This is a genomic window from Mycobacterium lehmannii (assembly GCF_002245535.1).
GTDB classification, from domain to species: Bacteria; Actinomycetota; Actinomycetes; order Mycobacteriales; family Mycobacteriaceae; genus Mycobacterium; species Mycobacterium lehmannii.
Genome location: NZ_NKCN01000015.1, coordinates 56,762 through 68,938, shown reverse-complemented (window position 1 = coordinate 68,938; position 12,177 = coordinate 56,762). Strand labels below are relative to the sequence as shown.

At 67.9% G+C, this 12,177-nt stretch carries 12 protein-coding genes; 9 read left to right on the top strand and 3 right to left on the bottom strand.

Annotated features, from left to right (window positions below):
- Positions 1-98: 98 nt before the first annotated feature.
- Positions 99-2,897 carry a helix-turn-helix transcriptional regulator gene (locus CEX87_RS17325; RefSeq protein WP_094288245.1) on the top strand — a complete coding sequence of 933 codons (2,799 nt, stop codon included), beginning with the start codon at positions 99-101 and terminating at the stop codon, positions 2,895-2,897.
- Here the strand turns inward: CEX87_RS17325 and CEX87_RS17320 are convergent, their stop codons facing one another.
- Positions 2,898-4,628 carry an FAD-dependent oxidoreductase gene (locus tag CEX87_RS17320; protein WP_064417822.1) on the bottom strand — a complete coding sequence of 577 codons (1,731 nt, stop codon included), beginning with the start codon at positions 4,626-4,628 and terminating at the stop codon, positions 2,898-2,900.
- Between the two features lie 161 nt (positions 4,629-4,789).
- On the opposite strand from CEX87_RS17320, the gene CEX87_RS17315 reads away from it, so the two are divergent.
- From CEX87_RS17315 to CEX87_RS17295, 5 genes are all read left to right on the top strand, one after another.
- Positions 4,790-5,455: a nitroreductase gene (locus CEX87_RS17315; RefSeq protein ID WP_064417823.1), complete on the top strand. Its 666-nt coding sequence runs from the start codon at positions 4,790-4,792 to the stop codon at positions 5,453-5,455.
- Between the two features lie 123 nt (positions 5,456-5,578).
- On the top strand, positions 5,579-6,181 hold the full coding sequence (locus tag CEX87_RS17310; protein WP_064396133.1) for a sigma-70 family RNA polymerase sigma factor: 603 nt from the start codon (positions 5,579-5,581) through the stop codon (positions 6,179-6,181).
- A 13-nt stretch (positions 6,182-6,194) separates the two neighbouring features.
- Positions 6,195-6,917: an SDR family NAD(P)-dependent oxidoreductase gene (locus CEX87_RS17305; RefSeq protein ID WP_064396131.1), complete on the top strand. Its 723-nt coding sequence runs from the start codon at positions 6,195-6,197 to the stop codon at positions 6,915-6,917.
- Between the two features lie 25 nt (positions 6,918-6,942).
- Entirely contained in the window at positions 6,943-7,368 is a 426-nt protein-coding gene (locus CEX87_RS17300; protein ID WP_064396129.1) for a cupin domain-containing protein, read from the top strand.
- A gap of 6 nt (positions 7,369-7,374) precedes the next feature.
- On the top strand, positions 7,375-8,241 hold the full coding sequence (locus CEX87_RS17295; protein ID WP_064417824.1) for a hypothetical protein: 867 nt from the start codon (positions 7,375-7,377) through the stop codon (positions 8,239-8,241).
- Positions 8,242-8,350: 109 nt separating this feature from the next.
- Here CEX87_RS17295 and CEX87_RS17290 read toward each other — a convergent pair whose 3' ends face one another.
- The gene (locus CEX87_RS17290; protein WP_094288243.1) at positions 8,351-9,016 is read right to left on the bottom strand and encodes a nitroreductase family protein; all 666 of its coding nucleotides are present in this window, start codon (positions 9,014-9,016) and stop codon (positions 8,351-8,353) included.
- Between the two features lie 114 nt (positions 9,017-9,130).
- On the opposite strand from CEX87_RS17290, the gene CEX87_RS27395 reads away from it, so the two are divergent.
- The 3 genes from CEX87_RS27395 to CEX87_RS17275 all read left to right on the top strand — a co-directional run bounded on the left by CEX87_RS27395 (position 9,131) and on the right by CEX87_RS17275 (position 10,930).
- On the top strand, positions 9,131-9,304 hold the full coding sequence (locus CEX87_RS27395; RefSeq protein WP_198957246.1) for a DUF7218 family protein: 174 nt from the start codon (positions 9,131-9,133) through the stop codon (positions 9,302-9,304).
- A gap of 62 nt (positions 9,305-9,366) precedes the next feature.
- Positions 9,367-10,068, top strand: a complete 702-nt coding sequence (locus tag CEX87_RS17280) for a DUF899 domain-containing protein (RefSeq protein WP_064395885.1) — start codon at positions 9,367-9,369, stop codon at positions 10,066-10,068.
- Between the two features lie 205 nt (positions 10,069-10,273).
- Positions 10,274-10,930, top strand: coding sequence for a hypothetical protein (locus tag CEX87_RS17275; RefSeq protein ID WP_094288239.1), 657 nt, complete (start codon positions 10,274-10,276; stop codon positions 10,928-10,930).
- Between the two features lie 6 nt (positions 10,931-10,936).
- Here CEX87_RS17275 and CEX87_RS17270 read toward each other — a convergent pair whose 3' ends face one another.
- Positions 10,937-12,007: a M42 family metallopeptidase gene (locus CEX87_RS17270; RefSeq protein WP_064395889.1), complete on the bottom strand. Its 1,071-nt coding sequence runs from the start codon at positions 12,005-12,007 to the stop codon at positions 10,937-10,939.
- Positions 12,008-12,177: the final 170 nt, after the last annotated feature.

Sequence of the window (12,177 nt, the reverse complement as noted above, 5' to 3'; positions counted from 1 at the left end):
CGCCGGTGTGGACCCGTCGGGGCGCGCCTCGTACGATCCAAGATCAGATCGGGTAAGCCGGCGACCGTCGCGGGTCCACCCAGAGCGCGGTGGTGTCTATGTCTGGCCAGGGTGGAGCACAAGCCCTCCGTGGCCGTACCCACGAATGCGAGACGCTGAAGAACCTCGTCGCGACCGTGCGATCGGGCAGCTGCCAGGTGCTTGTCCTGCGCGGCGAGGCGGGTGTCGGTAAGACGGCCCTGCTCGACTACGTCTGCCAAACCGCATCGGAATTCCAGATCGTGCACGTCGCCGGCGTGGAGTCCGATATGGAACTCGCGTTCGCCGGCCTGCAGCAGCTGTGCGCTCCGCTGATGACGCATCTCGACGCCATTCCCGAACCGCAGCGCGAAGCCCTCAACGTCGCGTTCGGCCGCGGCATCGGGGAGACACCGGACCGGTTCCTCGTCGGCCTCGCTGTGTTGAGCGTGCTGGCCGCCGCGGCCGACGAACAGCCCGTGCTCTGCGTCGTCGACGATGCGCAATGGCTGGACCAGGTTTCGGTGCAGACGCTCGGCTTCATCGCGCGCCGGCTGCTCGCCGAACCCGTTGCGTTGGTGTTCGCGGTGCGGGACCAGCCTGAGCTGCTGGCCGGCCTGCCCGAGCTGCCGATCCGCGGGCTGTCCGACACCGATGCGCGAGAACTGTTGGAGTCGGTCATGTTCGGCGGTATCGACCCACGAGTACGCGACCGCATCGTCGCGGAGACCCGCGGCATTCCGCTGGCCATCCTCGAGGTGCCGCGCAGCGTGTCGGCGACCGAACTGTCCGGCGGTTTCTGGATCTCGGGTAAACGCTCGTCGGCGGCAGCGGTCGAACAGGGCTTCATCCGCCGCATCGAGTCGCTGCCGCCGCCTACCCGGCAGCTATTGCTCATCGCCGCCGCCGAACCGATCGGCGATGCCGCGTTGTTTCTCGGCGCCGCAGCGCAATTGGGTATCCCGGTCGACGATCTCGCACCCGCGGAGGCCGACGGTCTCATCGAGTTCGGCCCGCGGATGCGGTTCCACCACCCGTTGATCCGCTCGGCCGCCTACCGTGCCGCCGAGCTGGCGGACCGCCGCGCCGTCCACCGCGCGCTCGCCGACGTCACCGACCCTTCGGTCGATCCGGACCGTCGGGCGTGGCATGCGGCCAACGCCGCGGCCGGCCCCGACGAGGCGATTGCCGCCGAGTTGGAGGACTCCGCTGCCCGCGCGCAGAGCAGGGGCGGAATGGCAGCGGCGGCAACGTTTCTGGAGCGGGCCACCGCGTTGACCTCCGACCCGCTGCTGCACGGGGCCAGAGCGCTGGCGGCCGCTTACGCCAAACGGGATGCCGCGGCGTCGGGAGCGGCGCACGAACTCCTGGCGATCGCCGAACTCGGCCCGCTGACCGACCTGCAGCGGGCTCAGGTAGCGCGGCTGCGGGCGCAGATGGACTTCGTCCGAAGCCGCGCCGGTGAAGCCGGTGCACCGCGACTCTCGGAAACCGCGCCACCACTTCTCGATGCTGCCCGCCGCCTCCATGGTGTCGACGGCTACTCGTCTCGAGAGAGCTATCTCGAAGGGATCGCGGCGTTGATGTACGCGGGCCGCCTCGGTGAGCCCGGTGCGCTGGTACGTGCCGCCGAGGATGCACGAGTTGCGCTGCAGGACGTCTCGGAGCTGCCGCGCGCGATCGACCATCTGCTCAAGGGGGTGGCCGAACGGATCACCGGTGGGGTCGGACAGGGCTGGGCCGCGTTGCGGGCGGGGTTGGACGCGATGTGCGATCAAGCAGAGTCAGACGAGGCCGCGGTCGGGCGCTGGCTGAAGGTTCCCGGATTCCCGATCCTGCAGGAGTCTTCGGCCCACGAACTGTGGGACGAACAGATCCTGCGCAAGTTGTCGGCCACCGCGGTGCGCTACGCGCGTTCGTCCGGGGCACTCGCCGGGTTGCCGCGAGCCCTCATCTACCGGGCCGGAGTTCATACCTTGGCCGGTGAATTGGGCACCGCCGAACAGCTTCTCGAGGAGGCAGAGTCGATCACCGCGGCGACCGACCACAACTCCGCGGTGCGGTATCACTGGCTGTTGCTGATGGCATGGCGCGGTGACGTCGAGCAGGCGGTCCCGCTGCTCGAAGGCGCCGCCGCCGAGGGGATCGCCAGGGGCGAAGGCCGTGTGCTCGGGTTGACCGGCTATGCGACCGCGTTGTTGTACAACGGCCTTGGCCGCTACGAGGAGGCGCTCGCAGCGGCGCAGGAGGCATGTGACTACGACGACTTCGGAATCCACGGGTGGTGTCTATTCGAACTCGTCGAGGCGGCGACGCGCGCCGGGGCCGACGACGCGGCCAGGTGGGCGCTTGGCCGGCTCGAGGAGCGGGCGGGCGCCAGCGGCACCGACTGGGGACTGGGCGCGGTGGCCAACGCGCAGGCCCTTTTGGCCGACGACGACGAAGCGGACCGGCTGTTCGCCGAGGCCATCGAACGTCTGGACCGCGCAGGCATCGTCGTACACGTCGCGCGGGCCCGGCTGCTCTACGGCGAATGGCTGCGCCGGGCCAACCGGCGGACCGACGCGCGCCGCGAACTCACCGAAGCCCACGAGACATTCACGCGGATCGGTGCGCGGGCCTTCGCCGAACGTGCGCGCCGTGAATTGGTGGCCACCGGGGAGAAGGTGCGCAAACAGCAGTCGAGTCCTGGCGGCGCTGAGCTGACCGCTCAGGAGGCCCAGATCGCCCGGCTCGCCGCCGACGGTCTGACGAATCAGGAGATCGGCGCCCAGCTGTTCATCAGCACGCACACCGTCGAGTGGCATCTGCGAAAGGTGTTCGTCAAGCTCGGTATCACTTCGCGCAGGCAGCTTCGCTCCGTGTCGTGGGCGAGCTGATCACTCGACCAGCTTGCCGTCCGCCGACACCGCGCGCATTCTGCTGGCGATCTCGGCGGGTATGCCTGCGATCGCTTCGTGTTCGATCTGTCCGGGACCGGACCACACGAGGTTGACGGTGAGTCGATCGTCCAAATCCGGGTAGTCGCTGCGGTTGTGGCAGCCGCGGGTCTCGCGGCGTTCCAGTGCGGTCTCGAGCGTGGCGCGCGCGGCGATGACGCTCGCCTTGAGGTCGAAGGCGTGGGCGAGGTCTTGGAATCCCGCGATGTCGGGGTGTACGCCGACGTCGGATAGCCGTCGCTCGATGTCGTCGAGTTCGGTCAGACCTGTGCGCAGCCCGGGTTCGTCGCGCACCACGCCGGCATGCTCGGTCATCGCGTTGCGCAGGGCGCGCTGCAGGGACCGGACGTTCTCCCTGCCGTTGCGGTACAGCACCTCGTCGACCTCGTCACGAGCCGCGGAAGTCGCTGCCTTGGAGCGGATCTGGGCGTCCAGCCCCAAAGAGTAGGCGGCGGCGGCCCGTCCGACGATCCGGCCGTAGACCAGAAGTTCGATCAGCGAGTTGCCGCCGAGGCGGTTGGCTCCGTGCAGGCCGCTCGAGGCCTCACCGATGGCGTACAACCCCGCGACGTCGGTGCTGTGGTCTTCGGGGCGAACCCACACTCCGCCCATCGAATAGTGTGCCGTCGGGGCGATTTCGATGGGTGTGGTGGTGATGTCGAGCAACTGCAGATCCATCAGAGTCTGGTAGACCCGCGGGAGTCGCTCCATGATCTGTGTCCGCGGCAGATGTGAGACATCCAGCCACACCCCGCCGCGGGGCGTACCGCGTCCCTGCTTGATCTCGGTGTAGGCGGCGAGCGCGACCCGGTCGCGGGTGGACAGCTCCATGCGGTCCGGGTCGTAGCGCTTCATAAAGCGCTCACCGATGTCGTTGCGCAGAATTCCGCCCTCTCCGCGGGCGGCCTCCGACACCAGTGTTCCAGCCGAGTCCTCGGGTTCGATCAGACCGGACGGATGGAACTGAACGAGTTCGGGGTCGCGGATCCGCCCACCGGCTTCGAGCGCTAACCGGAAAGAGTCCCCCGTGTTCTCGTCCCGCCGCGATGAGGTGCGGCGCCAGATCCGGGTGTGACCGCCTGCGGCGAGGATGACCGCGTCACAGTGGATGGTGTAGCGGGTGCCGTCTCGAAGGTCGAAGCCGTATGCACCGAAGACCGTGTTGTCCCGGACGAGGAGGCGGGTGATGTAGGCGGAGTCGAGGATCGGAATCGCAAGCTGCGTCGCCCTTTTGACGAGTGTGCGTTGCAGTTCCAGCCCAGTGTAGTCACCGGCGAACGCGGTGCGGCGGAACGTGTGTGCACCGAAGAACCGCTGGGAGATCCGGCCGTCCTGCTCGCGGGCGAACGTCATGCCGAAACGCTCGAGGTGCCGAATCGACTCGGCGGCACCCTCGGTGACGATCTGCACGGTGGCCGGATCGGCGAGCAGATAGCTCTCGGTCAGGGTGTCTGCCGCGTGCTGCTGCCAGCTGTCCTCGGGGTCCATGGTGCCCAACGCCGCGTTGATGCCTCCGGCGGCCAACGTGGTGTGGGCGTCGCCCACGGGGCGCTTGCCGACGAGGAGAACGTCTCGACCTTGCTCCGCCAACTCGATTGCGGCACGCAAACCCGCACCACCGGTTCCGATCACCAGGACTGAGGTCGCGATCTGTCGCCCTGCAACGGTCATATCAACAGCAACGGATGGCCGACGACTATTCATCCGCGGAGTTCGTAGACCCCGGCGACCACGGGCGTTCAAGGGTTCGCCGGACGGCGGGTCGGACGAGGCTGAAAGCACAGCCGAAAGGCGTGATCACGAAAGCCGTGGTCTCCAAAAGCGGAGGAGATATGGACGTCTACGACGCAGTCAAGAGCAGACGGGCAGTGCGGGGGTTCACCGACGAACCCGTCCCCGTGGAGGTGCTCCAGCGGGTGCTCGACGCCGCCAGGTGGGCGCCGTCGGGGTCCAATCTGCAGCCGTGGCGGATCTACGTCGTGACCGGCGAACCGCTCGAGCGGCTGAAGAAGCTCGCCACCGAGCGGGTGGCCGCGGGAGAACCGTGGGATGAGCGGGAGTACCAGCTGTATCCGCGCGAGCTGAAATCGCCGTACGTCGAGCGCCGATCGGAGTTCGGCAGGGAGCGCTACAGCGCGCTGGGCATAGAACGTGAGGACTGGGAGGCTCGGCAGCGGGCTGCGATCGCGAACTGGGATTGCTTCGGCGCCCCCGCGGCCCTGTTCTGCTACATCGACCGGGACCTCGGTCGCCCGCAATGGGCGGATGTGGGGATGTACCTGCAGACTGTGATGCTGCTGCTGCGGGCCGAGGGTCTGCACAGCTGCCCGCAGATGGCCTGGTCCCAGGTCCGCGAGACCGTCGCGGACGTCGTGCAACCGCCCGACGAGCTCATGCTGTTCTGCGGTATGTCGATCGGCTACCAGGATCCCGGCGAGAGCTACATCCGCACGGGGCGCGCTCCGCTCGAGGAGACGGTCAGCTTCGTCAGCGACTGACCGGCACCGGTCGCCGCTACGCACTACGCACTACGGACGAGGACTACGGGTTATCAAGGGTCCCCTTTAGCTGGGCAGCGACGAACGTGAGTCGTGACACCCGCGACTCGAGGAGATCGGAACATGACCATCACGTCCCCTCCCACCGCGCCGGACCCAGAGCTCGCCGCGCGGTTCGCCCGCGACGTCCAACCCCTGTTCGAGGTGCTGGGGCGGGGAGCGCGCCGGCTGGCCCGCAACGACGCGGACGCCGAGGATCTGCTGCAGGACGCGCTCCTGCACGCGTACAGCGGGTTCGAGTCCTTCCGGGAGGGCAGCAACCTCAAGGCGTGGCTGTTCCGCATCCTCTACAACCGCTGGGTCAGCGCTCACCGCTGCAAACAACGTCGCGTGACCGAAGTTCCGGCCGACAACATGACCGAAGGCGAGTTGTTCGATTGCGCCGCACACCAACCCGGCGGCCTGCGCTCGGCCGAGGTCGAGGTGCTCGACGCCCTGCCCCACGGCGACGTCAAAGCCGCGATGGCCGCGATGCCGGAGGGCTTCCGCGAGGTCCTGTACTACGCCGACGTCGAGGGATACACCTACGCGGAGACGGCGAAGATTCTCGACATCCCGATGGGCACCGTGATGTCGCGGATCTCGCGTGCCAGGCAGCGGATGCGCATCGCGCTGGCCCACCTCGCGCACGACCGTGCGGAAACCCCCGAAGCCTGCATCGCCTGATCGGAGAACAGCAATGGAACTGGCTTACAAGAACGCGTTGATCACCGGCGGCACGGCCGGGATCGGGCTCGCGTGTGCGCGGCTGTTCGCGCGCGAGGGAGCCGCGGTGATCGTCACCGGCAGAGACCGTGAACGGGGGAAGCGGGCCGCATCGGGCATCGAGGGCAACGTGCGCTTCGTCCAGGCCGACCTCGCGGATATGGATTCGGTCACGTCGCTGCTCGAGCAGGCCGGCGACGTCGACATCCTGGTCAACAACGCCGCCGCTTTCCCGGCCGCGGCGACCGTCGACCAGCAGCTCGGCGCGTTCGAGCGGACGTTCGACACCAACGTGCGCGGTTCGTACTTCCTGGCGGCGGGCCTGGTGCCCGGGATGCTGCAGCGCGGACACGGTTCGATCGTCAATGTCACGACGATGGTCGCGTCCAAAGGTGTGCCGGGAGCGGGTGTGTACAGCGCGTCCAAGGCGGCAGTCGAGTCGCTGACCCGTACGTGGGCCGCCGAATTCGGGCCCGGCGGCGTCCGTGTCAACAGCGTCGCCCCCGGCCCTACGAAAACGGAAGGCGTCGAGGCCGAATGGGGTGAGACCAACGAGGAGCTCGGCCGCGCGCTACCGCTGGGGCGCACGGCGAAGCCGCGGGAGATCGCCGAGGCGGTGCTGTTTTTGGCCTCACCACGCGCGAGCTTCATCACCGGCTCGGTATTGCACGTCGACGGTGGCGGCTCGTCCACCTGAACTAAACGACTGGAGGAGAACGACAATGACCGAGAAGCAGGACAACTCGTGGGAGAGCGCTCTGACCGTTGTGCAGGAGGCGCAACCGCCGTTCATCCCCGCGGACGCGCACGCGATGACCGTCGTCGTCGACTACCCACCTGGAAGCCCCGGCGCCCCACCACATCGCCACCCTGGAGGTCCCGCGTTCGGGTACATGCTCGAAGGCGAGATGCTGTTCGAGCTGGAAGGCCAACCGCCGCGGGTGATCCGGGCCGGTGAGGCGTTCTGGGAACCCGGCGGCGACGTCATCCACTACTCGGATGCCAACAACCGCGACGACATGCGCTGTCGCTTCACCGTGACGATGCTCTGCGTTCCCGATCAGCCGATGCTGGTGCTGGTCGACGAAGCAGAACTCGCAGCGCGCAGGCACCTGCGGGTGCCCGCCGATTCCACTGTGAAGGAGTGACTTTCGATGTCCAGAATTTTGTTGCAGACGACGATCTGCGCTCACCCGCAGGACTGGGACATCTCCAGGTTCTCGATGCTGGCCGACGAACTGCGCGCCGCAGGCCACGAGGTGGTCGCACGCAACCGGGTCGACGGCGACGACGATCCGGTGCTCAGCCATCTCGACCAGCTCGGCTATGACCAACTGTGGTTGATGGCCGTCGACGTCGGAAACGGGCTGACCGCGGCCGATGCTTCGGCGATCATGCGGTTCCGTTCCACAGGCGGTGGTGTGCTGACCGCGCGTGACCACCAGGACCTCGGCTGTTGTCTCAACCGGCTCGGCTCACTGGGACTCGTCAACGAGTTTCACGACGCGACAATAGATCCGGAGACGATGTGCGACGATCGGGACACCCCTGCCATCTCGTGGCCCAACTACCACTCGGGCGCCAACGGGGACTACCAGCGGGTGTTGGCGTCCGAACCGGTGCATGAGCTGCTTCGCACCGAGCGCACCGCCAGCGGGCGGATCGAGTGGTTTCCCGCGCATCCGCATGAAGGGCTGGTCTCTGCGGACGGCGTGCCGAACGCCACAGTGCTCGCGACGGGGCGGAGTGCGACGACCGGCAGGGTGTTCAACCTGGCGGTTCTGGTCGACGGTGAGCACGCTCCGGACGGTAGTCCGATGGGTCGGGCCGTCGCCCAGTCCACGTTCCATCACTTCGCCGACTACAACTGGGATATCGACTGCGGCGCACCGTCGTTCGTGACCGAGCGGCCCGGCTCCCAGATCAAGGACGATCCGTCGCGGCTGGATGCGTTCAAGGATTATGTCCGCAATGTCGCAGAGTGGTTGCATCCCGCGGCCCGGTTGGCGGTGGCGGTCTGAGGTCTCTCAGGCAGCACGAGTGACCTCGGAATGTCAGCTGCGCGCGGCGTGTCGCGGTGCAGACACGGTCGCTCGCGGGGGTTGCGCCCGGTGCGTGCGGGGGCTGCGCTTAGCGCTTGCGGGCGCCGGCGCCGTAGATGATGTCGCTGCGGCCGGCGTCCCAGTGGTTCCGGAACACGACCTCGGAGACGGGCCGCCGACGTACCGGGCCGTGCCTGCCGCGGGGCCAGCCCACGACGATGTGCCCGGCCAGCGCCCACTCGTCGGGCACGCCGACCGCCGCGCGGATCAACTTCTCGCCGTCGTAGGACGCCCAGCTGGTGAAGCACGCCCCGAGGCCCTGCGCGCGAGCGGCGAGGTAGAAGTTCTGCATCGCAGGGAAGATCGACCCGCCCTGCAGGAACTCGGACGAGAACTCGTTGCGGAACGCGGTGAACAGCACCGAGGTCAGCTCGCCGGCGCGGTCGTGAAGTTCGTAGGTTGCGCGGTTGTTTCGGGCCGCCCGGCTGTGATCGTCGTCGGCAGGCCGGCTCATACCGTAGATCGACTCGATGGACCGCAGCGCCGCCCGTGCGGCTTGCGCGACGACGGCCCGCTGTTCGGGGGAGTCGAGCACGACGAACCGCCACAACTGCGCGTTGGCGCCGTTTGGAGCCCAGGTCGCGGCCTCTAGGCAGCGGTCAAGTATCGCCGCGTCGACGGGCTCGTCGGTGAACCGGCGGATCGCCCGCGCGGTCGCCAGCGTCTCCCAGACATCGTTGGTGTGCTGCGACATGCTCCTCCGTCTATCGGTCGGGTCTGCGCCTGTCAACTCACCGGACATGCGATGGCAGGAGTGTTGTCCGGCCCAGAACGGGTATCTCTCATCCGCGAGACGAAGGAGGCCACGATGGCCAAGGATCACGGTTCCAGCGTCAAGAACGACAAACAGTACGAGGGTCTGCGCGAGAAGGGCATGAGCAAGTCCCGCGCGGCAGCCATCGCCAACACGCCCGGTGCGTCGAAGAAGGGCGGCAAGAGTTCCGGCGGCGGGAAGAAATCCGGCGGATCCAAGAAGAGCTGACGATGACTTTCGGCCGCTGAGTCGGTCATATCCTGCGAGAGCACACCACCGCAGGAGGAACGATGTCCGTCCCGACTCAACCGGCCGCCCTACCGCCCGTCGTCGACCAGGCGACATGGCGCGCCGCCCTCGACGACCTGCGCCGCCGCGAAAAGGCGGCGACACGAGAACTGGACGCGATCGCCGCCCAGCGCAGACGCCTGCCCATGGTCCGCATGCCCGACTACACGCTGATCGGTGAGCACGGGCCCGTCCGACTGGCCGACGTGTTCGAGGGGCGCTCCCAGCTGATCGTCTACAACCACATGTGGACCGACGGCGCAGAGTGGCAGTGTGGCGGCTGCACCGGGTTCACCTCGCAGTTCACCCGGTTGGAGTTCCTCGACAACTACGACGCCCGCTTCGTCATCGTCACCAACGGCCCGATTGACGAGGTGCTGGCCTACCGCACCAAGGTCGGCAACCGGATGGATTGGTACTCGTCGTCGGAGAGTTCGTTCGGCGCCGACGTCGACGCGCCACCCGGCGAAGGTTTCGCGGTCAACGTGTTCCTGCGAGAAGGTGACACCGTTTACCGGACCTGGCACACCAACGGCCGCGGCACCGAACAGCTCAGCCACTCGTTCGCGCTCATCGACCTTCTGCCGTGGGGCCGCCAGGAGGAGTGGCAGGATTCGCCCGAGGGATGGCCGCAGCGGCCGACGTACTCGGGCTGGCTGGACTCACCCGACATCGCGCGGGCGTACGGCCCCGGGCACTGCTGATGGCGTCCGTACCGGAACCCGGCGCGGACTGAGCCTCGCGGGGTGGAGTATGCGCGAGTGCCCACCTATCAGCGAATAATTCGCTGACAACGAATGTTTCGCTGCTAGGCGGGCACTAGCTCCAATGGTCCCGAGCCGAGCTCCGCTGCGCGGCGGCCCCCGTCAGGTTGATGCATCGGTGGCATCCTGGCTACATGGTGTCGGTATGGGCTTGATCATCCGTCTGCTCGAGCTGCTGATCGTGCTGGTTCCGCTCGCCGGCGTGCTGTACGGGGGGTGGCGGGCGCTGACGGCGGCGCGCGCACGCCAGGACGCCGGCCGCGAGCAACTCGCCGACCCCGCACCGCAGCCCTCGTCCGGAACGGCAATGCAGTGGCAGGCGATCGCGCGGGCGGTCAAGGCGCACGACCGCACCGACACCCGATGGCTCGAGTACGAGCTGGACGTCGCGAAGCTGCTCGACTACCCGTTGATGACCGACATGCGCGACCCGCTGACCGAGCGGTTCCATCGGACCAAGTTGCGTGCGGACCTGTTGCGTCCGGACAAGGCCGAGGATCTGGTCGACGACGCCGAAGCGGCGCGGGAGTACGTCGACGCCGTCACCGACTACGTCACCGCGTTCGAGGCCGCCGAGACCGAGGCGGTCCGTCGTCGGCGCAGCGACTTCTCGGCGCAGGATCAGCAGCGCATAGCGCGGGCCCAGAGCATGTTGCGCGTCGCGACCGACACCGCGGCCACCCCGCAGGAACGCGAACGCGGCTACGAACTCGCCCGCCGCGAACTCGAGGGCCTGATGGTGCTGCCAGAGCGGGCCCGCGTCGCCATCGAGCGCGGTATCGCCGGCGAACTCGACGGCTGACGGTGTTCAGACGCCGCGACGCAAAAGTTCGACGAGCACCGCGGCCATATCCGGAATCGCTTGGCGGGCAATGACTTCGTAGCCGTGCGTGCTGAGCGTGGGCAGGCACAGCAGCCCGGCCCGCGGAGTGAGCCCGCTGGCCTTGGCGTGCGAAGCGTCGGATTCGAACGCACCCAGGACCGCAGGCTGCGCCGAAAGGCCGAGCTCGGTGGCGGCGGCGATGAGCGCATCGGCGACCGCCTTGTCGTAGATCGTCTCGGCGTCGCTGTAGGCGACGATCGGGCCGCCGCTGCACGAGGTCCCGTACTCCGCTTCGGCCGGACCGACCTCCAGCGCGATGGTCAGGTCGCCGGGCAGCGCGCGGCTGGCGTACGAGCCGCCGACACCACCGACTTCCTCGGCGGTCGTGAAGACCAGGTAGGTGTCGCGTGCCGGGCGCCCGTCGCCGGAAGCCAGCCGGCTCGCCACGTCGAGCAGTGCGGTGACCGCCGCGCGGTCGTCCATGAAGTAGCACCCAAGATAGTCCGGGCCGACGTCGATCAGCGTGCGCTTGCTTTGGTGGACGCACGCCCGCGTGCCCGCTCTGACACCGGCGTCGGCCAGTTCCTCGGGAGTGTGGCCGGTGAAGACGTAGACATGGAGCCAGTCGAGCGCCAGGTCCCCCTGGTCCGGTTTGGTCTCCCAGATCCGCTGACTCTCCTTGGTGGTGTGCTCGGAGCCGAGGGTCAGCACGCCGCACACGGTGCGCTGGTCGCCGAGCAGCGCGACCGGCCCGAGACCGAAGTTGCCCGGATACATCGTGCCCAGCGGCGTCATGTGCAGGGTCCCGTCGGGCTCGATCCGTTTGACCAGCATCGACAGCTCGTCCATATGGGCCATCACACGGATCGGCTGGTCCGCGCGGTGGTCGCCGTAAAGCAAACCGATCAGGTTGCCCGCCTCGTCGACCCACATCTCGTCGACGTGCGGTTCGAGCTCGCGGCGGCACACCTCCCGCACGGCGTCTTCCTGACCGCAGGGGCCGTACGCGTGGAGCAGTTCCTGCAACAGGTCACGGCGCAACGGGTCGTCAGGCATAGATCTTGAAGTAACCGACACCGCGTCGGCCTAACCCCCGCGACCGGCTGACGCGCCTCAGGCCACCGGCGGATGCGGATACGGCGGGGGGACCGGCACGCACAATCCGGTGCTGGTGTCCAAGGCCTTACCGTCGACGCAGAAGGACGCGCAACCGTAAAATGACGCCC

Bases quoted from the DNA above. Each gene is read 5' to 3' on its own strand.
- CEX87_RS17325 (WP_094288245.1), top strand. From the start codon at position 99: ATGTCTGGCCAGGGTGGAGCACAAGCCCTCCGTGGCCGTACCCACGAA.
- CEX87_RS17320 (WP_064417822.1), bottom strand. From the start codon at position 4,628: ATGACCGTTGCAGGGCGACAGATCGCGACCTCAGTCCTGGTGATCGGA.
- CEX87_RS17315 (WP_064417823.1), top strand. From the start codon at position 4,790: ATGGACGTCTACGACGCAGTCAAGAGCAGACGGGCAGTGCGGGGGTTC.
- CEX87_RS17310 (WP_064396133.1), top strand. From the start codon at position 5,579: ATGACCATCACGTCCCCTCCCACCGCGCCGGACCCAGAGCTCGCCGCG.
- CEX87_RS17305 (WP_064396131.1), top strand. From the start codon at position 6,195: ATGGAACTGGCTTACAAGAACGCGTTGATCACCGGCGGCACGGCCGGG.
- CEX87_RS17300 (WP_064396129.1), top strand. From the start codon at position 6,943: ATGACCGAGAAGCAGGACAACTCGTGGGAGAGCGCTCTGACCGTTGTG.
- CEX87_RS17295 (WP_064417824.1), top strand. From the start codon at position 7,375: ATGTCCAGAATTTTGTTGCAGACGACGATCTGCGCTCACCCGCAGGAC.
- CEX87_RS17290 (WP_094288243.1), bottom strand. From the start codon at position 9,016: ATGTCGCAGCACACCAACGATGTCTGGGAGACGCTGGCGACCGCGCGG.
- CEX87_RS27395 (WP_198957246.1), top strand. From the start codon at position 9,131: ATGGCCAAGGATCACGGTTCCAGCGTCAAGAACGACAAACAGTACGAG.
- CEX87_RS17280 (WP_064395885.1), top strand. From the start codon at position 9,367: ATGTCCGTCCCGACTCAACCGGCCGCCCTACCGCCCGTCGTCGACCAG.
- CEX87_RS17275 (WP_094288239.1), top strand. From the start codon at position 10,274: ATGGGCTTGATCATCCGTCTGCTCGAGCTGCTGATCGTGCTGGTTCCG.
- CEX87_RS17270 (WP_064395889.1), bottom strand. From the start codon at position 12,007: ATGCCTGACGACCCGTTGCGCCGTGACCTGTTGCAGGAACTGCTCCAC.